This is a genomic window from Streptosporangium sp. NBC_01810, from assembly GCF_035917355.1.
Lineage (GTDB): Bacteria > Actinomycetota > Actinomycetes > Streptosporangiales > Streptosporangiaceae > Streptosporangium.
The window spans coordinates 6,845,111-6,869,780 of sequence record NZ_CP109070.1; the positions used below are offsets into that span (position 1 = coordinate 6,845,111).

The 24,670-nt window shown below is 68.4% G+C and carries 28 protein-coding genes, 2 tRNA genes and 1 other RNA gene; 18 read left to right on the forward strand and 13 right to left on the reverse strand.

Features of this window, described 5'->3' with window-relative positions; translation table 11 throughout:
* Positions 1–19: 19 nt before the first annotated feature.
* The 6 genes from OIE13_RS30910 (at position 20) to OIE13_RS30935 (ending at position 4,189) form a co-directional block, all read left to right on the forward strand.
* Entirely contained in the window at positions 20–577 is a 558-nt protein-coding gene (locus OIE13_RS30910) for a single-stranded DNA-binding protein (protein ID WP_326646197.1), read from the forward strand.
* An 83-nt stretch (positions 578–660) separates the two neighbouring features.
* Entirely contained in the window at positions 661–897 is a 237-nt protein-coding gene (gene rpsR / locus OIE13_RS30915) for a 30S ribosomal protein S18 (RefSeq protein WP_012895699.1), read from the forward strand.
* Between the two features lie 14 nt (positions 898–911).
* Positions 912–1,358, forward strand: a complete 447-nt coding sequence (gene rplI / locus OIE13_RS30920) for a 50S ribosomal protein L9 (RefSeq protein WP_326646196.1) — start codon at positions 912–914, stop codon at positions 1,356–1,358.
* 225 nt (positions 1,359–1,583) lie between these two features.
* On the forward strand, positions 1,584–2,465 hold the full coding sequence (locus tag OIE13_RS30925; protein ID WP_326646195.1) for an ABC transporter substrate-binding protein: 882 nt from the start codon (positions 1,584–1,586) through the stop codon (positions 2,463–2,465).
* Positions 2,466–2,532: 67 nt separating this feature from the next.
* On the forward strand, positions 2,533–3,399 hold the full coding sequence (locus OIE13_RS30930) for an amino acid ABC transporter permease (RefSeq protein ID WP_326646194.1): 867 nt from the start codon (positions 2,533–2,535) through the stop codon (positions 3,397–3,399).
* 46 nt (positions 3,400–3,445) lie between these two features.
* Positions 3,446–4,189 carry an amino acid ABC transporter ATP-binding protein gene (locus tag OIE13_RS30935; protein ID WP_326646193.1) on the forward strand — a complete coding sequence of 248 codons (744 nt, stop codon included), beginning with the start codon at positions 3,446–3,448 and terminating at the stop codon, positions 4,187–4,189.
* A 70-nt stretch (positions 4,190–4,259) separates the two neighbouring features.
* On the opposite strand, the gene OIE13_RS30940 is transcribed toward OIE13_RS30935, so the two are convergent.
* Complete coding sequence (locus OIE13_RS30940; RefSeq protein WP_326646192.1) at positions 4,260–5,051, reverse strand: amino acid permease; 792 nt, start codon at positions 5,049–5,051, stop codon at positions 4,260–4,262.
* A 172-nt stretch (positions 5,052–5,223) separates the two neighbouring features.
* A complete protein-coding gene (locus OIE13_RS30945) occupies positions 5,224–6,543 on the reverse strand; it encodes an MATE family efflux transporter (RefSeq protein ID WP_326829084.1) in 1,320 nt (439 codons plus the stop codon).
* Between the two features lie 338 nt (positions 6,544–6,881).
* On the opposite strand from OIE13_RS30945, the gene dnaB reads away from it, so the two are divergent.
* On the forward strand, positions 6,882–8,237 hold the full coding sequence (gene dnaB / locus OIE13_RS30950) for a replicative DNA helicase (protein WP_326646190.1): 1,356 nt from the start codon (positions 6,882–6,884) through the stop codon (positions 8,235–8,237).
* Between the two features lie 259 nt (positions 8,238–8,496).
* The gene (locus OIE13_RS30955; protein WP_326646189.1) at positions 8,497–8,862 is read left to right on the forward strand and encodes a DUF5335 family protein; all 366 of its coding nucleotides are present in this window, start codon (positions 8,497–8,499) and stop codon (positions 8,860–8,862) included.
* 58 nt (positions 8,863–8,920) lie between these two features.
* Here OIE13_RS30955 and OIE13_RS30960 read toward each other — a convergent pair whose 3' ends face one another.
* From OIE13_RS30960 to OIE13_RS30970, 3 genes are all read right to left on the reverse strand, one after another.
* On the reverse strand, positions 8,921–9,082 hold the full coding sequence (locus OIE13_RS30960; RefSeq protein WP_326646188.1) for a hypothetical protein: 162 nt from the start codon (positions 9,080–9,082) through the stop codon (positions 8,921–8,923).
* A gap of 117 nt (positions 9,083–9,199) precedes the next feature.
* Entirely contained in the window at positions 9,200–9,925 is a 726-nt protein-coding gene (locus OIE13_RS30965; RefSeq protein ID WP_326646935.1) for an ABC transporter permease, read from the reverse strand.
* A gap of 5 nt (positions 9,926–9,930) precedes the next feature.
* A complete protein-coding gene (locus OIE13_RS30970) occupies positions 9,931–10,830 on the reverse strand; it encodes an ABC transporter ATP-binding protein (RefSeq protein ID WP_326646187.1) in 900 nt (299 codons plus the stop codon).
* Between the two features lie 156 nt (positions 10,831–10,986).
* Between OIE13_RS30970 and OIE13_RS30975 the strand changes: the two genes are divergently transcribed.
* The 3 genes from OIE13_RS30975 (at position 10,987) to dnaN (ending at position 14,374) form a co-directional block, all read left to right on the forward strand.
* A complete protein-coding gene (locus OIE13_RS30975; protein ID WP_326829085.1) occupies positions 10,987–12,516 on the forward strand; it encodes a sensor histidine kinase in 1,530 nt (509 codons plus the stop codon).
* A complete protein-coding gene (locus OIE13_RS30980; RefSeq protein ID WP_326829086.1) occupies positions 12,513–13,172 on the forward strand; it encodes a response regulator transcription factor in 660 nt (219 codons plus the stop codon). Before OIE13_RS30975 ends, OIE13_RS30980 begins: the two co-directional genes overlap by 4 nt.
* A 104-nt stretch (positions 13,173–13,276) precedes the next feature.
* Positions 13,277–14,374 (forward strand): DNA polymerase III subunit beta, encoded by a 1,098-nt coding sequence (dnaN, locus tag OIE13_RS30985; RefSeq protein WP_326646184.1) that lies wholly within the window; start codon positions 13,277–13,279, stop codon positions 14,372–14,374.
* Between the two features lie 69 nt (positions 14,375–14,443).
* Here dnaN and OIE13_RS30990 read toward each other — a convergent pair whose 3' ends face one another.
* The 5 genes from OIE13_RS30990 to upp all read right to left on the reverse strand — a co-directional run bounded on the left by OIE13_RS30990 (position 14,444) and on the right by upp (position 18,662).
* Complete coding sequence (locus OIE13_RS30990; RefSeq protein WP_326646183.1) at positions 14,444–15,142, reverse strand: FadR/GntR family transcriptional regulator; 699 nt, start codon at positions 15,140–15,142, stop codon at positions 14,444–14,446.
* Positions 15,143–15,251: 109 nt separating this feature from the next.
* Entirely contained in the window at positions 15,252–16,610 is a 1,359-nt protein-coding gene (locus OIE13_RS30995; protein ID WP_326646182.1) for a helix-turn-helix domain-containing protein, read from the reverse strand.
* 141 nt (positions 16,611–16,751) lie between these two features.
* Positions 16,752–17,282 (reverse strand): PH domain-containing protein, encoded by a 531-nt coding sequence (locus OIE13_RS31000; protein ID WP_030919774.1) that lies wholly within the window; start codon positions 17,280–17,282, stop codon positions 16,752–16,754.
* 326 nt (positions 17,283–17,608) lie between these two features.
* Positions 17,609–17,839, reverse strand: a complete 231-nt coding sequence (locus OIE13_RS31005; RefSeq protein ID WP_326646181.1) for a hypothetical protein — start codon at positions 17,837–17,839, stop codon at positions 17,609–17,611.
* 184 nt (positions 17,840–18,023) lie between these two features.
* Complete coding sequence (gene upp, locus OIE13_RS31010) at positions 18,024–18,662, reverse strand: uracil phosphoribosyltransferase (protein ID WP_326646180.1); 639 nt, start codon at positions 18,660–18,662, stop codon at positions 18,024–18,026.
* A gap of 179 nt (positions 18,663–18,841) precedes the next feature.
* Between upp and OIE13_RS31015 the strand changes: the two genes are divergently transcribed.
* The 4 genes from OIE13_RS31015 to OIE13_RS31030 all read left to right on the forward strand — a co-directional run bounded on the left by OIE13_RS31015 (position 18,842) and on the right by OIE13_RS31030 (position 20,434).
* Positions 18,842–19,351 (forward strand): tRNA adenosine deaminase-associated protein, encoded by a 510-nt coding sequence (locus tag OIE13_RS31015; protein WP_245651776.1) that lies wholly within the window; start codon positions 18,842–18,844, stop codon positions 19,349–19,351.
* A 16-nt stretch (positions 19,352–19,367) separates the two neighbouring features.
* Positions 19,368–19,859 (forward strand): tRNA adenosine deaminase-associated protein, encoded by a 492-nt coding sequence (locus tag OIE13_RS31020; protein WP_326646179.1) that lies wholly within the window; start codon positions 19,368–19,370, stop codon positions 19,857–19,859.
* A gap of 17 nt (positions 19,860–19,876) precedes the next feature.
* On the forward strand, positions 19,877–20,320 hold the full coding sequence (tadA, locus tag OIE13_RS31025; protein ID WP_326646934.1) for a tRNA adenosine(34) deaminase TadA: 444 nt from the start codon (positions 19,877–19,879) through the stop codon (positions 20,318–20,320).
* 24 nt (positions 20,321–20,344) lie between these two features.
* Positions 20,345–20,434 (forward strand) — tRNA-Ser (locus OIE13_RS31030).
* Between the two features lie 131 nt (positions 20,435–20,565).
* On the opposite strand, the gene OIE13_RS31035 is transcribed toward OIE13_RS31030, so the two are convergent.
* The 3 genes from OIE13_RS31035 to OIE13_RS31045 form a co-directional block, all read right to left on the reverse strand.
* Positions 20,566–20,868, reverse strand: a complete 303-nt coding sequence (locus OIE13_RS31035; RefSeq protein WP_326646178.1) for a type II toxin-antitoxin system VapB family antitoxin — start codon at positions 20,866–20,868, stop codon at positions 20,566–20,568.
* A gap of 105 nt (positions 20,869–20,973) precedes the next feature.
* A complete protein-coding gene (locus OIE13_RS31040) occupies positions 20,974–21,255 on the reverse strand; it encodes a neutral zinc metallopeptidase (protein ID WP_326829087.1) in 282 nt (93 codons plus the stop codon).
* A gap of 73 nt (positions 21,256–21,328) precedes the next feature.
* Positions 21,329–21,417 (reverse strand) — tRNA-Ser (locus OIE13_RS31045).
* A gap of 82 nt (positions 21,418–21,499) precedes the next feature.
* Here OIE13_RS31045 and ffs point away from each other — a divergent pair.
* From ffs to OIE13_RS31060, 3 genes are all read left to right on the forward strand, one after another.
* An RNA gene (ffs, locus tag OIE13_RS31050) (signal recognition particle sRNA small type) lies at positions 21,500–21,595 on the forward strand.
* Positions 21,596–21,626: 31 nt separating this feature from the next.
* Positions 21,627–23,786, forward strand: a complete 2,160-nt coding sequence (locus OIE13_RS31055; RefSeq protein WP_326829088.1) for a DNA polymerase III subunit gamma and tau — start codon at positions 21,627–21,629, stop codon at positions 23,784–23,786.
* Between the two features lie 529 nt (positions 23,787–24,315).
* Positions 24,316–24,669 (forward strand): YbaB/EbfC family nucleoid-associated protein, encoded by a 354-nt coding sequence (locus OIE13_RS31060; protein WP_326646175.1) that lies wholly within the window; start codon positions 24,316–24,318, stop codon positions 24,667–24,669.
* The last annotated feature ends 1 nt before the right edge of the window (position 24,670 follow it).

Below are 24,670 nucleotides of genomic sequence, written 5' to 3' on the forward strand. Positions count from 1 at the left end.
AGGAAGGGCAGCGCTAGCCATGGCAGCAGGCGACACCACGATCACCATCGTCGGCAACCTCGTCGACGATCCGGAGCTGCGCTTCACCCCCACGGGGCAAGCGGTGGCCCGGTTCCGCATCGCATCCACTCCGAGGTTCCTCGACAAGACGACCAACGAGTGGAAGGACGGCGAAGGCCTGTTCCTGACCTGCAACGTGTGGCGGCAGGCGGCGGAGAACGCCGCCGAGAGCCTCCAGCGTGGCATGCGGGTCATAGTTCAGGGACGGCTGCGCCAGAGGTCTTACGAGACCAAGGAAGGCGAGAAGCGCACGGTCTACGAGGTTGAGGTCGACGAGGTCGGCCCCTCCCTGAGGAACGCGACCGCCAAGGTCAACAAGACCGCCCGTCAGGGCGGTGGCGGTGGCTTCGGCGGTGGCCCGGCCAACGACCCGTGGGCCTCCGCGGCGCCCGCCGCACCGCAAGGTGGCGGTGGCTTCGGCGGCGGCGGCAACAACTACGGGGGCGGCGGCCAGCAGCAGCAGCAGGGGGGCGGCGGCTTCGGCGGCGGCGACTTCAGCGACGAACCGCCTTTCTAGGGACGACGGTCCTCCCGCAGTCCCAGTCCATATCCGCAGCGACCATTCCCGCCTGACGGCGGGGCTCTGAAAGGAGCACCACGATGGCCAAGCCGGCACTGCGCAAGCCCAAGAAGAAGGTTTGCCTGTTCTGCCACGACAAGATCTCCTACGTCGACTACAAGGACACGGCGCTGCTTCGGAAGTTCATCTCCGACCGCGGCAAGATCCGTGCCCGCCGGGTGACTGGCAACTGCACCCAGCACCAGCGTGACGTGGCGACCGCTATCAAGAACGCTCGTGAGATGGCGCTCCTGCCGTACATGAGCACCGCGCGCTAAGGAGGTCCGGACAGATGAAGCTCATTCTCACCAGTGAGGTCACCGGCCTCGGTGCCCCCGGCGACATCGTCGAGGTCAAGGACGGCTACGGCCGCAACTACCTGCTTCCCCGCAGCTTCGCGATCCTCTGGACGCGCGGCGGCGAGAAGCAGATCTCCTCGATCAAGAAGGCTCGCGACGCCCGCGAGATCCGCGACCTCGGCACCGCCAAGGAAGTCGCCGGCCGGCTGCGGGCACTGAAGGTGGTTCTGAAGACGAAGGCCGGCGAGTCCGGTCGCCTCTTCGGCTCCATCACCACGGGTGACGTCGCCGAGGCCGTCAAGGCCGCCGGTGGCCCCGTGCTCGACCGCCGTCGCATCGAGATCGCCTCCGCGATCAAGAGCCTCGGCTCCCACCGGGTCAGCGTCAAGCTGCACCCGGAGGTCTCCGCGTCCCTCGATGTCGAGGTCGTCGCGGTCTGAGAGGCCCAGTGAGACAAGGGCTCCTCCCCGTTCGCGGGGAGGAGCCCTTGTTCTTTCGCAGCCGTTGTGTTGCTTCTCCGCGGCCTGACCGCCCGTCGGGATATCGGCGGGGGTGTGGAAAGCTCTTCGTTCGCGAGAAGAGGCTCACATGCCGAGACCGTGTTACTCCAGGTCATCGCTGATACGTACAATTCGGAAATCGTTGCTTCCCCTGGAGGTCTTGTCATGGTCCGTCCTTCGATGCTGCTCGCGCTCGGTGCCCTCGCGGCGACCGCGGTGGCCTGTGCGCCGGCCTCGGAAACGACGACCCAGACGAGCTCTGCGGCCCCGAGCGCCTCCGGAGCCGCCGCAGGCGCCTGCGCCAAGGACGGCCTCGCGCTGAAGACCCCCGGCAAGCTGACCATCGGTACGGACAAGCCCGCCTACGAGCCGTGGTTCAACGGCGACGACCCGTCCAACGGCAAGGGCTTCGAGAGCGCTGTCGCCTACGCCGTCGCGGGCCAGATGGGCTTCGCCGAAGGCGATGTCACCTGGGCCACCGTGAAGTTCGACTCCGCGTTCGCGCCGGGCGCCAAGCAGTTCGACTTCGACGTCAACCAGGTGTCCGTGACCCCCGACCGGGCCAAGGTCGTCGACTTCAGCAAGGGCTACTACACGGTCAAGCAGGCGGTGGTCGCGCTGGACGGCTCGAAGGTCGCCGCCGCCACGGGCCTGGCGGACCTGAAGGACGCCAAGATCGGCGTGCAGGTCGGCACCACCTCGCTGCAGGCGGTCAAGGACGTCATCCAGCCCTCGGCCGAGCTCAACGTCTACAACGAGCAGATCGACGCCGTCAACGCGCTGAAGAACAAGCAGGTCGACGCCGTGGTGGTGGACCTGCCCACCGCGTTCTACGTGACCGCCGCCCAGGTCGAGAACTCCAAGATCGTCGGCCAGTTCGGCACCGCCTCCGGCGTTCCCGAGGTCTTCGGCGCGGTGTTCGAGAAGGGCAGCCCGCTGGTGAGCTGCGTCAACGAGGCGATCGACAAGCTGACCGCCTCCGGCGAGCTGGCGAAGATCGAAACCGAGTGGCTCGGTTCCGCCGCGGGCGCGCCGGAGCTGAAGTGATCCCGGAGCCCATGTCCTCGGTCCCGCCGCGGGCACGGAGCGCGTACGGTTCGCGCCGCGACGCTCGATGAGGAACGACGAGAGCCTGGGACTCCCCGCCGGCTGGACGAAGAGCGAGCGGCAACTCGAGCGGGAGCGGCTCCGTAGGAAGTCGTCTCTCCGTTCGGGCTCCGTCGCGACGGTCTCGACGATCATCGTGATCGTCCTGCTGCTCTGGCTCTTCACCGCCTCCCCGGGCTGGCCCCGGGTGCGAGACACGTTCTTCGACCCCGAGCAGTTCGCCAAGGCGCTGCCGGACGTGTTGAGCGGGTTCCTACTCAACATCAAGATCTTCCTGATCGCCGAGCCGCTGATCCTCCTTGTGGGCCTGCTGGTCGCGCTGGCCCGCAACCTCACGGCGCCGGTCTTCTTCCCGCTGCGCGCCCTGGCGGTGGTCTACACCGACGTCTTCCGCGGCGTGCCCACGATCCTCATCATCTACCTCGTCGGCTTCGGGCTGCCCGCGCTCGGCCTGCAGGGCACACCGACGGATCTTGCGACGCTGGGCATCATCGCGCTCACGCTCTCGTACGGAGCGTACGTGGCGGAGGTCTTCCGGGCGGGTATCGAGTCGGTGCATCCCAGCCAGCGAGCCGCCGCCCGGTCTCTCGGCCTGAGCCACGGCCAGACCATGCGCCACGTGGTGGTGCCACAGGCCGTGCGCCGGGTGGTGCCGCCGCTGCTCAACGACTTCGTCTCGCTGCAGAAGGACACCGCGCTCGTCGCCACGATCGGCCCGCTGGAGGCACTGAGGCAGGCGCAGATCCACGTCGCCGGCAACTTCAACTACACCCCCTACCTGGTGGCGGCGCTGCTGTTCATCCTGCTCACCATTCCGATGGCCCGCTTCACCGACTATCTGGCGGCCCGCTCGCAGAGGCGGCGGAGCCAGTGAGCGGGCGGACCGGCGCGCACGGCACCGTGAAGGAACAGGAGGGAACATGAGCCTGCTGACCATCGAGGGCCTGTGGAAGAACTATCGGGGCCACAGCGTGCTTCGCGGTATCGACCTGGAGGTCGAGCCGCACGAGGTGGTCTGCCTGATCGGTGCCTCGGGATCGGGCAAGTCCACGCTGCTGCGCTGCGTGAACCTGCTGGAGACCGCCGACGACGGCACGATCCGCCTGGACGGCGAGGAGATCACCGACGCCCGCGCCGATCTCAACGACGTGCGCAAGCGCATGGGCATCGTGTTCCAGGCCTTCAACCTCTTCCCGCACATGACCGTGCTGGACAACATCACACTGGCCCCGCGGAAGGCGCACGGCGTGGGCAGGAGGCAGGCCGAGCAACAGGCCCGCGACCTGCTGTCCAGGTTCGGCCTGCAGGACAGGGCGAGCGCCTATCCCGATCAGCTCTCCGGTGGCCAGCAGCAGCGCGTCGCCATCATCAGGGCCCTGGCCACCCAACCCCGCCTGATGCTGCTGGACGAGGTCACCTCGGCGCTGGACCCGGCGCTGGTCAAGGAGGTGCTCGGGATCATCCGGGAGCTCAAGGAGGGGGGGATGACCATGGTCCTGACCACACACGAGATGGGTTTCTGCCGCGAGATCGCCGACACCGTCTGTTTCCTCGACGGTGGCGTGCTCCTGGAGCGCGGCACCCCTGAACAGATTTTCACCGATCCCCGTGAGTCCCGTACCAGGGAGTTCGTGCAGAGCGTGATCGACGCCCGGCGCCTCTGACGTTCTCAGGCCTCCCGGGAGGCGGGATTTTCGAAGGATGGGGCCCGCGCTCCGGCCGCTCGCCGAGATCTCAGCGCCGGTGCTTGCCGCGGAACCCGGTGCCGGGACCGCCGGGACCTCCAGGAGGGCCAGGGAGGCCGGGAGGGCCGAACCAGCCGAAGGCGCCCGTCTGGCCGAAGACGATGCCGAGCAGCGGGGAGTTCAGGGCTTTCTCGGCCTTCTCGGCGGGCACCGGAGGCACCGGGATGGCCGCGAGGTTGCGCCGGTCGAAGTGGAGGGCACCGACCACGATGACCGCGCCGACGGCCAGCAGTTTGGCGATGACGATGATCCACAGGGCGCGCAGTCCGACGCGGGCGCCCAGGGCCACCACGGCCGTCAGGATCACCAGGATGAGCAGCGCGAAGAGGTCGAAACCCGTGTGCCTGCCGACCATCCCCGCGACCACGTCGGGAAGGCGTACCCCGAAGTCGGTGAGCATCTGGGCGGCGTAGAGCGACCATGCGCGGGCCACCGTCGCCGTGGCCAGCAGAAGCTCCATGATCAGAGCCCAGCCCACGACCCAGGCCCAGACCTCGCCGAAGATGACGTAGGTGAAGGTGTAGGCGCTTCCCGAGGTCGGCATGGCGGAGGACAGTTCGGCGATGCAGAAGGCCACGAGCAGGCTGGTGATTCCCGCGATCATGAAGGAGAGGACCACGCCGGGTCCGGCCATGGTCGCCGCCTGGCGGCCGGCAAGGCTGAAGATGCCCGCACCGATCATGACGCCGATACCGAGGACGACGAGGTCGGCCCTGCGATAGGCCATGGGCAGTCCGTGGCGTGCGCCGGTCCACCGGTCTGTGGCATGGCTCGGAGGCATGCGGCGCACGATCGACGGGGGAGGACCTTCGGGCACGGCCTGGCCAATCGTGGTGGGTTAAATATCCTTATTGTCGGACTCGTTTCACGGTGCCGCAGGAGGGTTACGCGGGACAAGGGCTATCCGGTCACGTCGTGGACACCACAGTGTCACGCCCGGATTACCCGCCCGATCAGCTGCCGACCACCAGCCACGCCGTGCCGTACGCGCGCACGGAAAGGGTGATCAGCCGGGCGGTCATCCACAGCCCGAACGCCAGCCAGAGCATCACCAGGCCGCCGCCCCAGAGGTCCACCAGCAACGCGGCGGGCAGGTAGGCGATCGTCGTCAACACCCCCGCCCAGGCCAGGTAGCGCCGGTCGCCGGCGCCGATCAACACGCCGTCCAGCACGAACACCACTCCGGCGATCGGCTGCAGGACGGCGACCACCCAGAGCAGGTCGAGCAGTTCGGTGGCGACGACCGGACTCGCGTCGAACAGAGCGGGTACGAACGGCCTGGCCACCACCACGGCGAGGCCGAGCAGCACGCCGGAGCCCGCTCCCCAGATCACCATCCTCCAGGTCGCCCCGCGGGTCCCCGCCACGTCGCCGGCGCCCAGGGCGCGACCGGTGATCGCCTGTCCGGCGATCGCGATCGCGTCCAGGGCGAACGCCATCAGGATCCAGATCCTGATGGCGACGGTGTAGGCCTCGATCTGGTCCGCGCCCATGCGGGTGGCCACCGTGGCGGATACGGCCAGCACCGTCTGCAGGCACGCCGTGCGGATGACCAGGGCGATCCCGGCCGCGCCCGCCGCCCGTACACCCGCCGGGTCCGGGCGGAACGGCGCGCGGTAACGGACGAAGATCAGGGCGAGATAGACGACGGCGGCGAGCGACTGGGCCAGCACCGTACCCCAGGCCGAGCCGGCGATCCCCCAGCCCAGTCCCAGGACGAACGCGACGTTGAGCACCGCGTTCAGCGCGAAGGATCCCACCGACACCAGCAGCGGAGTCACGGTGTCCTGCATGCCACGCAGCACGCCCGTGCCCGCGAGCACCACCAGCATGGCGGGAACGCCGAGCAGGCTGATCCGCAGGTAGGTCACCGCCTGCCGGGCGAGCTCCCCCTCGGCACCGATCAGGTGAACCAGCCAGGGTGCCAGGGGCCAGACGACCACGATGATCGCCAATCCCACCCCGGTGGCCAGCCAGAGGCCGTCCACCGCCTGTCGCAGTGCCCGCCCTGTCTGGCCCGCCCCGATCTGCCGGGCCACCGCCGCGGTCGTGCCATAGGCCAGGAACACGCACATCCCCACCAGGAAGCTCAGCACCGTGCTCGCCACCCCCAGGGCGCCGAGCGCGGGGGCGGGCAGGCGGCTGACGATTACGGTGTCCGTCAGCAGGAAGAGCGGTTCGGCCACCAGGGCACCGAACGAGGGCAGTGCCAGCCGCAGGATCTGCCTGTCGTGGTCGCGACCGGATGGGCCGGGTCGACGGGTAAGAGTCACAGCTCCATTTTGCCTCTTACCTCTCAGCGGATCTTCAGCGGGATGAACCGGTCGGGTCATACCATCTAAGGCGACTCCCGGCGTGTCGCCCCAACTTTCTTTTCTCCACAGGCAGTGGATTACGTTTCCCCTGGTCAGAAAGGTATCCACAGCTGTGGACAACAGTTATCCACAGGACTGTCCCCAGGCTGCCCACACCTCTGGGGAAGAAGTGCACAGCTTATCCACACCTCTGTCGACAGCCCGCGTTGCCAGTCGGGGCGCGGAGCCGCGAAACTGTCACACCGGTCGGCTAAAAATAGAGATAGCGTAACTGTGTTCGAAAGAGGGGGTGTGTGGTGAGCATCGCGGAGCCACCGGTCTTCGAGCCAGGTTTCGAGCGCACCCCGCCGAACAACATCGAGGCCGAGCAGTCCGTCCTGGGCGGCATGCTGCTGTCCAAGGACGCCATCGCCGACGTGGTCGAGATCCTGCGATCCGACGACTTCTACCGGCCCGCCCACCAGATCATCTACGACATCATCACCGACCTCTACGGCCGCGGTGACCCCGCCGACGCCGTCACCATCTTCGACGAGCTGCAGAAGCGAGGCGAGGTCGCCCGGGTCGGTGGCGGAGCCTACCTTCACACGCTGACCGCCGTCGTGCCGACCGCGGCCAACGCCGGTTACTACGCGAGGATCGTCCGGGAGCAGGCCATCCTCCGCCGCCTGATCGAGGCGGGCACCCGTATCGTCTCCTACGGCTACGGCGGGCAGGACGAGGAGGTAGACGACCTCGTCGACCGTGCCCAGGCGGAGATCTACAAGGTCACCGAGCGCCGCACCTCCGAGGACTACATCCCCCTGGCCGACATCATGCCGGGTGCCCTCGACGAGTTGGAGGCCATCGGCGGCCGAAGTGGTCAGATGGTCGGTGTCCCCACCGGTTTCCAGGACCTCGACTCCCTCACCAACGGCCTGCACCCCGGCCAGATGATCGTCGTGGCTGCCCGCCCGGCCATCGGCAAGTCGACTTTGGGGCTGGATTTCGCCAGATCCGCCGCTATCAAGCATGGCATGACGACCGTGGTGTTCTCGCTGGAAATGTCGCGTAACGAGATCACTATGCGCCTGCTGTCGGCCGAGGCGCGGGTGTCGCTGCAGGCCATGCGCTCGGGCACGATGACCGACGACGACTGGGCCAAGCTGGCCCGGCGGATGGGCGAGGTGGCCGAGGCGCCACTGTTCATCGACGACTCGCCCAACATGTCGATGATGGAGATCAGGGCCAAGTGCCGCCGTCTCAAGCAACGCAACGACCTGCGGTTCGTCATCATCGACTACCTGCAGTTGATGTCCTCGCCGAAGAAGACCGAGAGCCGCCAGAACGAGGTCTCGGAAATCTCCCGGGCCATCAAGCTCCTCGCCAAGGAGCTGGAGGTGCCGGTGATCGCGATCTCCCAGCTCAACCGCGGTCCCGAGCAGCGAACCGACAAAAGGCCCATGGTTAGCGACCTCCGCGAATCCGGAAGCATCGAGCAAGATGCCGACATGGTCATCCTGCTGCACCGGGAGGACGCCTACGAGCGCGAGTCGCCCAGGGCGGGCGAGGCCGACCTGATCGTGGCCAAGCACCGTAACGGCCCCACCGCCACGGTCACCGTGGCGTTCCAGGGCCACTACAGTCGCTTCGTCGACATGGCCCCCCACTAGTCGGCACCCTTCTGGCCGGCTAATTCGTCCCAAGCGCGTCTTCATAACCTGTGACCATGCTCGGTCACCACCGAAAGTGAGCCGGCGCCGAAAACCGTACAGTCCCCCGGCCGCTTGCCCTGCCCGGCCGTATGGCGTTCGGGATCCTGCTGCCCCGACAGGGGGATTCCTACTCGATCGGGTGATGTGGCGCGGTCTCGGGATCGCTAAGAATGGGGCCGACGCAGCCTACGGGCTTCGACCGGGAGGGAACCATGACATGAACCAGCAGCGGCCGGAACTTACGCGTGAGGAGTGGCATGAGTTCTTCGACAACATGACGCGCAACTACGAGGGCACCGAGGTGACGATCGAGGTGATGAGCAAGGAGTTCGGGGATCTGCTGGAGGCCGAGAAACTACCGCTGGCCTACCTGGAGTACGACGCCAAGGACGATCAGTTCTCGGCCGGGGTGGGGGGCCGTGACGGGCGCTATCCGGTGGTGCTGCGCCATACCGTCGACCACCCGCAGAGGATCCTGACCGACACCATGCAGCAGGGCACGATGCGAGTGTTCGACGTCTTCGACGCCGATGGGGGTCAGACGATCGTGACCCTCTACCTGACCTCGGTCTCCTCAGCGTAGCCACGCCCTCCCTACGCCCGGGAGACAACCGTTTCACCTTCTGCCCGTTTTCGGAGAACTACTCGCGGTGCCGGCAAGAAACCTGCGGGATCCGGCCGTCCGCGCCGACCCGTGCGATCGCGGCGTCGATCTCCGCCAGAGCCGCGTCCGTCGAGAGCGGTCGTCCGGCGAAGGTGGTGCTCGCCGCGGTGTGGGCGTGGTCGACGATGACGGCGACCACGTACGTCGAACTCCTCCCGGGGAGGGAGACGGAAAGAAGCCGTGGCTCGTCCCTGCCCCTCGCAAGGGACGAACCACGGCGGACTGTGCGGGCGTACGCGGATCAGGCCCCGGGCCGCTACTCCCAGCGGAACAACCACGCGGCCAGTCCACCTGTGGCCAGCACGGTCACCGCCATCACCAGCAGGTGCAGCGGCTGCGGCGCGTGCCCCGCCCACGCGGCGCGGAGTGCGTCGGCGAACGGGGCCATCGGCAGGAAGTCGCCGATCCGCCGCACCAGGTCCGGCATCAGTTCGCGGGGAATCCACATCCCGGCCATGAACAGCAGCGGGAACATCAGCAGCGAGCCGATGCCCGGCGCGGACTTCGCGCTGGGTGCCACGGCGGAGATCAGCAGCCCCAGGCCGAATATCGAAGCCGTGCCGAGCACGAACACCCCGGCGAAGACCAGCGGGCTTCTGGGCGGGATCGAGCCGAGAACGAGATAGCCGAGGCCGATGAGGAGGACCGTGGCGACGATCGCCACCGCGAGGTTGTTCACCACCTGGGCGACCAGCAGCCGGACCGGGCTGACCGGGGTGGTGGACAACCGGCGCAGCACGCCGCTCTCCCGGTAGCCCACCAGCGTTCCCGGCAGGACGGTCAGCGCCATGGTCACCACGGACAGGATCACCATCATGCTCGGGAGCTGAGTGTCGATCATCCGCTCCCCGCCCAGGTCGGGGGTCGCCTCCTGGAGGCCGGGGATGCTGCCCAGCACGAGCAGCAGCACCAGGGGCAGCAGCACCGCGAAGATCGGGCCGCCGGGGTCCCGAAGGAAGAGCTTGGCCTCTGTCGGGATCATCTTGTTCACGAGGAGATCTTCTTTCCGGTGAGGCGCAGGAAGGCGTCGTCGAGGGTTGCCTGCTCCACACGCAGGTCGGCGGGTACGACGTCGGCGGCGGCCAGGGCGGTCGTGATCGCGAGCAGCAGGTTGCCGGTACCGGTGACCGCGACCTGTCCGCCGCTGCGGTTCACCCCGGTGACCTCGGGCAGTGCCCTGAGCACCGAGTCGTCGAGCGGGTGGGAGGGCCGGAACCTGATGGTCTGTTGCCCGCCGACCCTGGCGATCAGGCCCGACGGGCTGTCCATCGCGACCACCTGGCCGGAGGCGATCAGCGCGAGCCGGTCGCAGAGCCGCTCGGCCTCCTCCATGAAGTGGGTGACCAGCAGGATCGTCACACCGTCGTCGCGTACCTGTTCGATGAGCTCCCAGGTGTCCCTGCGGGCCTGGGGGTCCAGCCCCGTGGTCAGCTCGTCCAGGATCGCCACCCGAGGGTTGCCGACCAGGGCCAGTGCGATCGAGAGCCGCTGCTGCTGGCCGCCGGAGAGCTTCCCGTAGGGGGTGTCACGCTTGTCGGCGAGCCCGACCCGCTCCATCAGCGTGACCCAGTTCGCGGGGGCCCGGTAGAAGGACGCGTACAGGTCGAGCGCCTCCCACACCTTGAGCTTCTCCGGCAGCGTGGAGCTCTGCAACTGGACGCCCAGCTGTTCCTTGAGCCCGGTACCGGTCAGGCCACCGAGCACGCTGACGGTACCGGAGTCGGGGACGCGCAGGCCGGCGACACACTCCACGGTGGTCGTCTTGCCGGCGCCGTTGGGGCCGAGAACTCCAAAGATCTCGCCCTCTTCCACGGTGAACGAGACGTCGTCCACCGCCAGGTGGTCGCGGTATCGCTTGCGGAGGTTGTTGACCTCGATGACCTTCATGCTCACCGACGCTAGGAGCCGTGCCGTGCGGGGAGAATCCGTCTGGGTCCCCGGAGGGGGCAGGCCAGGCACCCGAAGGCGGTGTGGCTACCTCCACCCCCGGACGGCGTTCACCACCACTGGGCAGGTCCGGGCCGGATCGCCGACACTTGACCCATGAGAACGTACGCGGTGGCGGTCGGCAGGGCACTGGCTCTGGGAGCGATGGCGCTGGCGGACGCCGTGCTGGTGGCGCTGACCCTGGTCGCGTTCGTGCTGACGTTCGGGCTGGGGATGGTCTTCATGTTCCCCCCGCTGGTCCAGCTGATCAGGCACCGTACGGCGCTCGCCAGAAGGTTGACCGGCAGGTGGCTCGGGACCGCGGTGCAGGCTCCCTACCTGCCGCCGCCACTGCCGTCTCGGCCCCAGCCCGACGGCTGGTACCGCTACGAGCGCCAGCTCTACAAGACGCCGCGCTGGCCCGACTGGAACAACCGCTGGAAGTGGATGATGGGCGACCCGGCCACCTGGCGGGACGGGGTCTGGCTGTTCCTCAATCCGGTGATCGGTGCCGCTCTGTTGCTGCTACCCCTCAGCCTGGCGGGAGGCGCCGTCCTGGCGTCCCGGTTCGCCGTCCCGGTGACCGTGCCCCTGGCTCTGGGATGCGCCGCCGCCGTCGCACTGGTCGCGACGCCCCGCCTGCTGCGGGGGTACGCGTGGTGGAACTGCCTGCTGCTCTCTCCCACCGCCAAGTCCGTGCTCGCGGCGCGGATCCAGCGGCTCGACCAGGCGCGCCTGGCGACCGTCGACTCCCAGTCGGCCGAGCTGCGGCGGATCGAGCGTGACCTGCACGACGGCGCGCAGGCGAGGCTCGTCGCGATGGGCATGACGCTGGGCGCGGTCGAGGAGCTGATGGACAAGGACCCGGCCGCGGCCAAGGCCCTGCTCGGCAAGGTCAGGGAGGCATCCTCCGCCGCGCTCGTCGAGCTGCGCGACCTGGTCAGGGGCATCCACCCGCCGGTCCTGGCCGAGCGTGGCCTCGGCGACGCGGTGCGCGCTCTGGCGCTGGACAGCCCGTTGAAGGTCACGGTCACCGTGGACCTGGACACCCGCCCGGACTCGCCCGTCGAGTCGGCCACCTACTTCTCGATCAGCGAGCTGCTCACCAACGCGGCCCGTCACGGTGGCGCCGAGCGGGCATGGATCGACATCAGCGGCAATGACCACGCGCTGCGGGTCGTGGTCACCGACGACGGTTCCGGGGGGGCCGACCCCTCCCTGGGCAGTGGCCTGCGAGGCATCGAGCGCAGGCTGGCGGCCTTCGACGGGGTGCTCGCGGTCAGCAGCCCGCGCGGTGGCCCGACCACGGCCACGTTCGACCTGCCCAACGCGCTCGCCGAGAAACGCACCGACAGCAAGTCCCTGCCCCGTGGAAAGGCCATCATCGTCGGGATCTGCTGGGGGCTCGGCTGGCTCCCGCTCTTCCCGCAGGGGCTGGTGACGATGGTCATGAAGCTCATCGACACCGAGCACCTCAGCTGGTTCCTCGCGCTCTACCTGCCCGAGCCCGTGCAGTGGCCGCTGATCGTCTTCAATATCCTGCTGGGCCTGTCCATGTACGCCGCGGGCATGCTCATCCCCGTGATGCACTCCCGCCGGCAACGGTTGGCGGAGGTCGGGCCGGCCCGCCTATGGTTGGGCCGATGAGTCTCCGAGTCGTTATCGCCGAGGACCTGTACCTCCTGCGAGACGGTCTGGTCCACCTGCTCCAGGCGCATGACTTCGAGGTCGTGGCAGCGGTCGAGTCCGGGCCCGAACTGCTGAAGGCGCTGATCGAGCTCCGGCCCGACGTGGCGGTGGTCGACGTGCGCCTCCCGCCCACCTTCACCGACGAGGGGCTCCAGGCCGCGCTGGCGGCGCGCGGGGCCGTCCCCGGTCTGCCGGTGCTCGTCCTGTCCCAGCACGTCGAGCAGCTGTACGCGCGCGAGCTCCTGGCCGACGGCTCGGGAGCGGTCGGCTACCTCCTCAAGGACCGGGTCTTCAACTCCGAGCAGTTCGTCGACGCGGTCCGCCGGGTCGCCGCGGGAGGCACCGCGATGGACCCGGAGGTGATCGCCAAGCTGCTGGCCAGCACTGTCCGCCACCAGCCGCTCGGCGCGCTGACCCCGCGCGAGCGCGAGGTGCTGGAGCTGATGGCCGAGGGCCGCTCCAACGCGGCCATCTCCCAACGCCTGTTCCTCAGCGAGAGCGCGGTCGGCAAGCACACGGCCGGCATCTTCGCCAAGCTCGACCTTGCCCCCTCCGACGACGACAACCGTCGTGTGCTCGCCGTCCTGACCTATCTCAACGCCGCCCGAGGCTGATTTCCCCAGGCCCGGGCCCTGTTCTGTCGGTCTTGGCGGATAACGTGCTGTCGAAGGACGGTTTCCGCACGTGGCGGTGCCGTTCGGGACGAAGGGATGATCAGGTGAAGTTCCGGGTGAACCGTGATGTCCTGGCCGACGCGGTGGCCTGGGTGGCCCGGGTGCTGCCGAGCCGACCGGCCATTCCCGTGCTCTCCGGCCTGCTTCTGGAGGCCGACGACGATCTCGTGCTGTCGGTCTTCGACTACGATGTCTCCGCTCGCGTTTCGATCGAGGCCGTCGTGGCGGAGCCCGGCAGGGCACTGATTCCGGGCCGGATTCTCGCGGAGATCACCCGCAGCCTGCCCGGCGACGTGGTGGAGGTCGCCACCAGCGGTTCCGAGGCGGTTCTGACCTGCGACAGCGCGGAGTTCGGCCTGTTGACCATGCCGGTTGACGATTTTCCCTCCCTCCCCAAGATGCCGCCCAAGATCGGTGCTGTCGGCGGTGGGATCTTTGCGGCCGCGGTCGGCCAGGTGGCTCCGGCGGCCAGCCGCGACGAGACCCTCCCCATGCTGACCGGCATCCGGGTCGACATCTCCGGCGACGACGTGACCATGGCCGCCACCGACCGCTACCGCATCGCGGCCAGGGAGTTCGGCTGGCGCCCCGAGCGGCCGGGTACCACGGCCGCCGCCATGGTGCCCGCGCGGGTGCTCGTCGAGGTGGCCAAATCGATGCGCGGTGGCGAGGTGTCCGTGGCGCTGGGCGACGGCATCGCCGGTTTCGAGAGCGTGGGCAGGTCAACCACCGTCCGCCTGCTCGACGAGCAGTTCATCGACTACCGCGCGCGGCTGACCGACGACTGGTCGATCAGGGCCGATCTGCGGGTGGCCCCGTTCATCGACGCGATCAAGCGGGTCGCGCTGGTCGCCGAGCGCAACACCGCGGTCCGGCTCTCCTTCGGTCAGGGGCAGGTTCTCATCCAGGCGGGTGGCGGCGACATCGGCCGCGGCACCGAGGTCGTCGCCGCGGAGCTGTCCGGCGACGACATTCAGATCGCCTTCCAGTCCCACTTCCTGCTCGACGGCCTGAGCGGTGTCGAGACCGAGTTCGTCCGGCTCAACATGGAGTCGCCGAGTCGCCCGGCCCTCATCACCGAGGTTCCCGGCGGTGCCGACCCCACTTTTCGCTACCTCGTGATGTCCCTGCGCCTGACCTGAGCGCTTCCACGCCCCGCCCACCGGCCGGTGGGCGGGGCCCCGCACTGTGAGAAGGATGGGCGGGAGATATCAGGCGGAGAGACCCTCATCCGTCAGGGCGATCAGGATGTGCTCCATGCACGCGTGTCCCGCGTGTTCGGCGGCGGCGGCGTCACCGGCGGAAATGGCGCGGGCGATGGCGTCGTGCGGGATGTAGGTGGTGTTCAGGGTGCTGCTCAGCGAGGTGCCCGCGGCGGTGATGCTGGCACGCAGCGCCGCCGAGAAGTCCTCGTAGAGCTCGATCAGCACCAGGTTGTGGGTGGCACGGACCACCGCGATGTGGAAGGCCAGGTCGGCCTCGACGAACGCGTTGGGTTCGCCCAGTTCCCAGGCATGATCCCGCTCGGCCAGCGCCGCCTCGATTGCGACGATGTCGGCGTCGGTGCGCCTGGTGGCGGCGAGCCTGGCGGCCTCCACCTCCAGCGCACGCCGCACCTCCAGGATCTCAAGCTGCTCGGCGGAGCGTAGCCGCCGCAGCATGGCCCCGGAGAGCTCGCTCGTGGCGCGAACGTAGGTCCCGTCACCCTGGCGGCACTCCAGCAGGCCGGCGTGTGTGAGCGCCCGCACCGCTTCGCGCACGGTGTTGCGACCGACCCCGAGCTGTTCGGCGAGCACGGTCTCGGTAGGGATCTTCGCGTGCATCTGCCAGGAGTTAGAAGTGATCTGCTCCCTGAGTTGATCGATCACTTGGTCGACGAGGGATGCTCGCTGCGCCGTACGCAGACTCACCGTCCGCCTCCTCCGGAGAAACCAATCATCCTATGAATCAATGACTGGTAGACCCTAGTTATTCCAGAGGTGCGAAAACAAATCTGGAACCTTTTAAGCGAAACCGGCCTTACCGGACCAGAGCCGAGTCGACGGTCACGCCCACCAGCGCATCACGCACGCCAGCGGTTTCGAGAGCCCTACGATACGCGCTGGTCTGGTCATCACGTGCACCGACCTGGCCGTACAGGTCCCCGAGGTCACGCCAGACTCGCGCGGCCTTCCGGTCGGGACCGGAAAGCTCGTACCGGACGCCGTTCAGCAACTGTCTGGCGGTGTTCAGGACGGTCATGACGCCGCTTCGGCCGTCGGCCAGCGCGATCCGGGCGAGAACCAGCTGCGCGGTCGCCCCGATGGCGCCCGCCTGGCCGCCCGGCAGATCGAGGGCGGTTCTGGCCAGACCCGCCGCACCCTGAACGTCGCCGGTCGCCAGCCGGACCTGGGCGAGTACGACGATGCTCCTGACGTACTCGTGGATGCGCTCGGGGAGCGCCGCGAAGACCTCGCTGGCGCCGGTCGCGAGCTCGTGGGCCTCATCGAGTGACCCGTCGCCCGTGGAGGCGGCGAGACGTGCCCAGTCCATCGCGATGAGGGCGAGTTGCGACGCCATCCGTGCCGGGCGTCCGGTCGCGATCGCGTCGTCGGCGAGGCGGACGGCCAGCGCCGAGTCCTCGCCGTTGGAGGCGGTGACGCTCGCCTGCCAGAGGGCGTGGATCTCCGCGATGCGGTTGACCGCGGTGGGGACGCCATTGGCCGACAGGACGTGCCGGACGTAGGACATGCTCTGTGAGCCGGGCCCGAGGGGGGCTTCGGCCTCCATCAGGGAGGCGGCCAGTTCGACGGCGATCTCGCCCTGCGACAGGGGCAGCCGGTTGACCTCGCTGAGCGCGTGGGCGGCCAGGTCGCGAGAGCGAGGGATGTCTCCGGCACGCTGGTAGCAGCGGCTCAGCGCCACCGTCAGCGGCAGGTCGGCCAGGCGCTCGGGGTGGGCGGCCGCCTCACGGCGGAGTCGCTCGAACGCCTCCAGCGCCGGACCGACCCTGCCCTGGGCCTCCAGTGCGCGTGCACGGCCGAGCCGCGCGTGCGCGGCCAGCATCACGTTCTCCTCGCCGGCGACCTTGACGATCTCACCGAAACGATCCGCCGCGACGGACGGGTCGCCGTGGAGGAGCTCCAACTCCGCGTGGCGCAGACCAAGCTCGGTGTCGATGCGCTGGCGTGGCTCGATCCCATGCAGCAGGAACTCGGTGGTGCACCCCAGTCGCTCGGCCAGCAGACGGGCGACCACGGGGGTCGGCGTCCGCTTGCCGGACTCGATGAGGGAGACGTAGCTGTCGGAAAGGTCGGGTCCTGCCAGCTGGGCCTGGGACATGCGCCTACTCAGTCGCAGCCTGCGGACGCGGTCACCGATGGTTCCCTGACTCGGCATCTGATCTCTCAGGGCGGGGGGTGGTCAATGTTCCCGCCATGATTGCATGAAGCAGTCGAATCGGGTAACCCCGCGTGAAAAATCCTCACCAGGGAGTGTAGGCAGCCACTATGTCATTGCTGTCATTGTGGACATAGAGCGCTAATCATCCGAATCATTGCCCCCTGGGAAGAGCATCTGGCAGACCTCCAGGTAGAGGGTCTCCGGGTACGGGATGTAATTAACCCTCGACAGAGCCTGGTCCTGACCGGCCGACTCCAGGACGAACTCGCCGTAGCCCAACATGCGGCCGAGGATCGAGCGCTGGAAGCTCATGTCGGTCACTTTGCCGAGCGGCATCATGTCGACCTTGCGGGTGATCAAGCCGGTGGTGAGCAGCATGCGCTTGGAGGTGACGACGAAGTAGTCGACCGACCACTCCGCGACCTTCCAGACGAAGCGGATCAGCAACAGCAGCCAGGCCCACCAGACGATGACGAGCACCCCGCCGCCGCCCTGGTCGCCGAACCACTTGCTCAGCAGTCCGGCGAGGATCAGGCCGCCGAAAACCTCGGCGACCGCGCGAAGCAGCACGGCTGGGTGGCGCCGCACCATGATGACCTGGTGTTCGTGGGGGAGTAGGTAGCGGTTGACCGACGAGGGAGCCGAGTCCCCGTGGGTCACGAGCCTCATGACAGATGTGAGACGAATTGGGCCAGAGAATCGGCCGCCGTGTAAACCGTGTCCATGGCACCCCTTACAGCGTTGGCTGCGTCACCTGGTCGGGTGAACAGGAAAAACGCCACAAAACCGACAGCGCTATACGATAGGACTTTCTTGACCTGCACCTTGGCCTCCCACTACCACTCACCCACTGCACCCGCCATATACATTACCCAGGGCCGTGCCGAGGTAAAGCGCATCGGCTCATTCGGTCTCGTACGCGTCGCGAGGATCCTGTGCGAATCCTCGCGGGGCACATCCAGCCCGTCCGTGCGCCTCGTCACCCGTCACCTCTGTCACCCGCGCTCGCTCGCGACCAGTGCGAGGACTTCGAGGTGCTTGCGAGCGATCCGCTCGACCAGCGTCGGATGGGCGTGGCCGACGACCTCCAGCGCTCCGTAGTGAGCCGCCTCTATGCAACGGGTCACCGTGGTCGCCGGATGGATCTTTGAGAACTCGTCCCTGAGCGCGGCGCTGAAGTCCGCGTAAGGGTCGGGCTCGGTGTCCGGGATGATTCGCTCGCTCATGGTTCTCCCTGGTGTGCGCCCGCGGCCTCGGCGGACCGGGGACACAGAAGAGATGTCTTCGCGACTCTTCGTACCCGCACGACAGCTTTATGTAACGATCGACAGGTAGAAGAACCGTCCTTCAAGAGAAAAGGATGGTTCTGAAATCCCGGAGCATTCGGGCCGGCGGCGATGCGGAGAGTGCTCAGACGACGCCGTAGAGGCGGTCTCCGGCGTCGCCCAGCCCTGGGACGATGTAGCCCTGCTCGTTCAGGCGCTCGTCCAGGGCCGCGGTCACCAGGCGGATCGGCTTGCCGCTGCCTGCGAAGACCTCGTCCATGTAGGCGATGCCCTCGGGGGCGGCCAGCAGGCAGAGCGCGGTCACGTCGTCGGCGCCCCGGTCGAAGAGGAACTGGATCGCAGCGGCGAGGGTGCCGCCGGTGGCCAGCATCGGGTCGACCACGTAGACCTGACGGCCGGAGAGGTCTTCGGGCAGCCGGGTGGCGTAGGTCTCCGCCTGCAGCGTGGACTCGTTGCGGATCATTCCCAGGAAACCGACCTCGGCCGTCGGCAGTAGCCGGGTCATGCCCTCCAGCATCCCCAGTCCCGCGCGCAGGATCGGGACCACAAGCGGGTAGGGCTGTGCCAGCCGCACGCCCTTGGCGGGGGCCACGGGCGTCTGTACCGACCACTCGGTGACGCGGACGTGCCTGGTCGCCTCGTAGGCCAGCAGGGTCACCAACTCATCGGCGAGACGCCGGAAAGTGGGCGAGTCCGTGCTCGCGTCCCGCAGCACGGTCAGCTTGTGGGCCACCAGAGGATGGTCGACGACCAGGGTTTCCATGGTGGCCAAAGATATCCTGGACATTCGGTCGGCGACAGGCCGGGGGGACGAAGGGCGGTACCTGTTCGACATCACCCGCTCACTCGGATTTGATCACAATTTGGTCGGAGAGACCCACGTCCGGGTCTCGCTTCTGAAAGCATTGACATCCGTAGAGAAAGCATTCGGTGGGGATGGCCATGTCAGACGAAGACTCGCTGGACTTTGCCATCGTGATCTACCGCGAGGACGACGGCTGGGAGGCGGAGATGCTCCCCGTGGCCCTCACATCCGACCTCGATGGCCTCATCCACGCCCTGCGCCAGCAGCCGAGCATGAACGGCACGATTGGCCTGGTCGCCGTTGGGGATGAGTTCTTCGTGGCGCTACGGGTGTTCGGCGAGAGGGTCGAGGTCTTCCTCTCCGACATCGCCGCGTCCTGGGATTTCCCGCTCGCCCGGCAGGCGCTGGAATACCTGGACGTGCCGGTTCCCGACGAGGACGAGCTCGACGCGATTCTTCAGGACGAGGAGACGGCGCTCCCCGCGGGCGATCTGTCGATCTTCGCGGACCTGGGCCTCGACGAGATGGAGCTCGGCATCCTGTCAGGCGACATCGACCTCCTGCCGGAGGACGTCTTGTCCAGCATCGCCGCGCGGCTGGGGTTCTCCGAGCCGTTCGAACGCGCCATCGACTCTGTGTTCGGCTGACCTCGGGAGATCGGCCATGCCCTCCAGACCACCCGGTAACAGCGTTTTCTCTGCGGCCTTCGTCCGTACGACGGACGGTTGGAAGGGCGCGGAGGTCGACCTCGGTGAGGCCGAGATCGTCGACGATCTCGGCGACGCCGTTCAGGAGCATCTGGGGCTCAACGGCGACGAGCTTGCTCTTCTGTGCGTGGAGGTGGAGGACGAATGGTTCGCGATCGTCCGATACCAGGGCGACCTGGAGCCGCGCACGTTCCTGTCCGACGCCCATGCGGGGCTCTCCGACGGCCTCGGTGAGCTCTTCACCGAGCTCGCCGGGGTGGCGGTCGACAAGGACACCCCCGACCTGGGCGTGCGGCCGGCGGGCGACTTCGAGTTGCTGGACGACCTCGGGCTGAGTTCCGACGAGCTCGTCGAGCTCAGCATGGAGGAGGGCGCGCTCCCCGGTGACACGCTCTCGGTGATCGCCGAGCGGCTGGCCTTCGCCGACGAGCTCGACCGGTTGCGTTGACGGCCTACGTCGGGGAGATGAGGCTCGCCCTGGCGCAGGCCGCCGAAGCCGGAGCCCGCGGTGAGGTGCCCGTCGGTGCGGTGGTCATCGGCCCGGACGGCTCCGTGCTGGCGCGCGCGGGAAACAACAGGGAGGCCTCGGCGGACCCCACCGCACACGCCGAGGTGCTCGCGCTGAGGCAGGCCGCGAAGGCGTGCGGGCGGTGGCGGCTGACCGGCTGCACGCTGGTGGTCACCCTGGAGCCCTGCACCATGTGCGCGGGAGCCGCCGTGCTCGCCCGGGTCGATCGTGTCGTCTACGGTGCCGTGGACCCCAAGGGCGGAGCGGCGGGGTCGCTCTGGGACGTGCTCAGAGACCGCCGCCTCAACCATCGGCCCGAGGTCCTGCCGGGAGTCCTGGCCGATGATTGCGCGGCGGTTCTCACCGAGTTCTTCACCGCTCGCCGGATGCGCGAGCAATAGCGGTTATCCGGTAGGCTGCTCCGCGGTGGAGTCGCCTAGTGGCCGAGGGCGCACGCCTCGAAAGCGTGTGATGGGGCAACCTATCCGTGGGTTCAAATCCCACCTCCACCGCCACACGGATAGGGCTCCCGCGATCGCGGGAGCCCTATCTCGCGTCCTGCCTCCTGCGGTCTTTCCCCTGCCGCCCCATCCCTTTTGCGAGCCCGGCGGATCCCGTTGCGGATCCCCTTGTCCCACCCGGGGGCTCAGCTCTCCGTGGGTAGTTCCAGGACCCGGGCGTGTAGCACCGAGCGCTGGTGCAGGGCCGAGCGCAGGGCTCGGTGCAGGCCGTCCTCCAGATAGAGGTCGCCGCGCCACTGGACCACGTGTGGGAACAGGTCGCCGTAGAACGTGGAGTCCTTGGCAAGCAGGGAGTGCAGGTCGAGCACCGCTTTCGTGGTGATCAGCGTGTCGAGCCGGACCTGTCGCGGCGGTATCTGCGCCCACTCGCGATGCGAGAGACCGTGCTCGGGGTAGGGCCGTCCATCGCCGACCAGCTTGAAGATCACAGTACGTAGTTTAGAAGAGAATCCGGCCCCTCGCCGGTCCGGCCTTCATCGCCGCAGGTCGGAGGCCATCTTTCGGACGCACCCGACTCAGCGCCGCCGGAGTTCTCAGATGCCACCGGAGAACATGTCGCACCTGCCGGGATCGCCGTTCCGGTAGCCGGTGGTGCACCACTTGACGCGCTGCTTGACGCGCTGCGCGAACGTTTCGTGGGTGAAGCCCGCGGGGGTGATGCGGCCCTGGGTCCGTTCCTGGATGTTGTCGTCGCCCACGGCGGACGCGGCGCTCAGTGCCTTCTCGATTCGATCTGCTGAGGGCGCTTCCCCTGCCCCGAGATGAGCTTGACATGTCCGCACGCGGACGAAGGCATGAGGTTCGGCGGTGAACATCTGAGAGCTGGAACGTTTGAGAGCTGGAACGTCGAAGGGGCCGGACGGCGTGTACCGTCCGGCCCCTTCGAGGTGGCGGAGGATAGGAGATTCGAACTCCTGAGGGGTTGCCCCCAACACGCTTTCCAAGCGTGCGCCCTAGGCCAACTAGGCGAATCCTCCGTGGAGAAGCTTACCCAACTTTCGAGGTGCGCGGACCACGGATTTCCGACCCCGAGCACTCGTATCTGAGGCTAGACTGAGGGTCGACCCCTCGCGCGGCGTCATCCTGTGAACCTCCCCAGGGCCGGAAGGCAGCAAGGATAAGCGGGCTCTGGCGGGTGTGCGAGGGGTCTCTTCGTTTCAGGACCCCTCGCAGCTGGGATCGTCGCATGAGTCTTGCGCTGTACCGCAAGTACCGGCCCGGAACCTTCGCCGAGGTCAAGGGGCAGGAGCACGTCACCGATCCGCTCCGCCAGGCGCTGCGCAGCGGACGCATCAACCACGCTTACCTGTTCAGCGGGCCCAGAGGATGCGGCAAGACGTCCAGCGCGCGCATCCTCGCCCGCTCCCTGAACTGCGAGAAGGGCCCGACCCCCGACCCGTGCGGGGAGTGCGAGTCCTGCGTGGCGCTGGCGCCCACCGGCCCCGGCCACCTCGACGTCATCGAGATCGACGCCGCCTCGCACGGCGGCGTGGACGACGCCCGCGACCTGCGCGAGCGGGCCTTCTTCGCGCCGGTGTCGTCGCGTTTCAAGATCTACATCATCGACGAGGCGCACATGGTGACCCGCGAGGGTTTCAACGCGCTGCTCAAGCTCGTCGAGGAGCCTCCCCCCCACCTGAAGTTCGTCTTCGCGACCACCGAGCCCGAGAAGGTCATCGGGACGATCAAGTCCAGGACCCACCACTACCCGTTCCGGCTGATCCCGCCGGCCGCGCTGCGCGCGCTCATGGAGGAGATCCTCACCTCCGAGAACGTCCCGTTCGAGCCCACCGCGCTCCCGCTGGTGGTCCGGGCGGGCGCGGGTTCCGCCCGCGACTCGCTCTCGATCCTCGACCAGCTGTTCGCCGGGTCGGACGAGACGGGCATCACGTACGCGCGCGCTGTCTCCCTGCTCGGCTACACCGACGGTGACCTGCTCGACGACGTGGTCGCGGCCTTCGCCGGCCGCGACGGTGCGCTGGTGTTCCAGGTGGTGAACCGGGTGATCGAGGGCGGCCACGACCCCCGGCGGTTCGCGATGGACCTGCTGGAGCGCTTCCGCGACCTGGTGATCCTGGCCAATGTGCCGGAGGCGGCCACCAGCGGGCTGCTCGACCGGCCGGGCGACGAGTTGGAGCGGCTCCAGTCCCAGGCGGCCTCGATGGGCCCGGCCGAGTTGACCCGTGCCGCGGAGATCCTCAACGCGGGCCTGATCGAGATGCGTGGTGCGGCCTCGCCCCGGCTGCTCCTTGAGCTGATGTGCGCCAGGATCCTGCTTCCCGGCGCGGCGCAGGGCGAGGCGGCGCTGCTGGCACGCCTGGAGCGGCTGGAGAAGGGCGGGGTCGTCGTACATGCCGCTCCGCAGGTCGCGGCTCCGGCACCGGTGGTTCACGCGGCGCCCCCGCCGCAGGCGGAGCGGCCCGCACCGCCCGTCGTCAAGGCACCCGCCGAGCCGTCCGGTGGCCAGGGCGACGACTGGCCCGTGGCGGTCAGGCCCGGCGCGCCGGCTTCGGGACAGCAGGCTCAGGCGCCCGTCCAGCAGGCTCCGGACATGCCCGCACCGGTCGATGTGGCGGCAGCGCCCGTGGCGGCGTCCGGTTCCCGGGGCGGGGCTGTGCAGCAGGCGTGGCCCCAGGTGCTCGCCGCGCTCAAGCGGCGCAGCATCGTCGTGTGGGCCAACGTCAACACCAACGCCCAGATCGTCGGGGTCGAAGACAAGATCGTAACTCTGGGGTTCGCCCAGGTCGGCGCGATGAAGAACTTCACCGGGGGCGGCAAGGACGCGGTCGTCGCCGCGGTGCTGCAGGAGGTCCTGGGCGGGACCTGGAAGGTCGAGGCCGTCGTCGGCAACGGGCCCGCGCCGTCGGGCGGTGGCCGTGCATCGGCCCCGAGACAGTCTCCGGCCCCCCGGCAGCCCACGCCCCAGCCACCGCAGGCGCAGACGCAGGCGCCCACCCCCGTTGCTCCGCCCGCGCCGCAGGCGGAGCGGGAAACCCCGGCGCGTCAGGCCCCGCCCGCGACGGACGATTCCTGGCCGGACGCCCCCATGCCGGAGGACCCGGGCTCGCCTCCTCCGCCGATCTCCGGGTCCGGTCCCGGCCTGGCCGCCGCTCGCTCGGCCGCCAAGGCCGCGGCTCAGGCCGGCCCGCGGGCCGTGGCCAAGACCGGCGCCAAGGCGGCCTGGCCCGACGCGGTGCCCGCCCGCGGTAATCGCGGCGCCGCCCCCGACGCCGACGAGGTCGACCCGCTGAACGACGCGGACGCCGACGTCGACGCGCTTACCGGGATGGCCCTCATCCAGCGCGAGCTGGGTGGCCAGATCATCGGCGAGATCGACCACACCTGACGGGCTCCGCGCCGAGCTCGCCATCCGTGCCACCCGGGGTCAGGTTCGCCGACGGCATGCGGCCGTCGCCTCCCCGGCGGCTGCGAGGTAGCGCTCACCCGGAGCTTCACCGTTGATCAGAGCTTCGTGCAGGCGTCGCAGCCGTGACGCGTAGGAGTCGAGATCGGCTGTCTGGGCAGCTCTCATGTGGCTGTCGCGCACATATCCCCCCGGAATAGAGCCGATGGCCGAAGCATCGGGGCTCAAGGACCCCGCACGCAACCCGTTCGATCAAAGAGAGTGTGCGAAACGTGAGTGAACGATCGCAACGTGTGTGCAACCTGTGGGCGGTTACCTTTCGATCACACGTCGCCGTGTGCGGCCGCTCCGGGGCGTGTCATGTCGGGCCTCGGACGTCTGGAGGGGGCCCGGGGCCCGACGGAGGTTTAATCCCCATCCTCAGGGAACCCGTGCTCACTTCAGTACAACACCCGGCTCGGAACCCGTAGGCTCGTGACGACCGATGTCACGAATGAGGAGCACAACGACGGTGAACCCAGGGGATGTCAACCTGCAGCAGCTGCTGGAGCAGGCACAGCTCATGCAGCAGCAGCTTGTGAGCGCCCAGCAGGAGCTGAACGAGGCGGAGGTCCAGGGCTCCGCGGGCGGCGGCCTGGTCGTGGCCACGGTCAACGGCGGGGGCGAGTTGCTCGAACTCGAGATCAGCGCCGAGGCCATCGATCCCGGTGATCCTCAGGAGACGGCGGACACCATTGCCGACCTGGTCATCGCGGCCATCCGCGACGCCGTGCGTGCCGCGGCCGACCTGCAGCAGGAGAAGCTCGGTCCCCTCGCACAGGGGCTGGGAGGCGGGGGCGGGCTCGGCCAGCTTCCCGGGTTCTAGG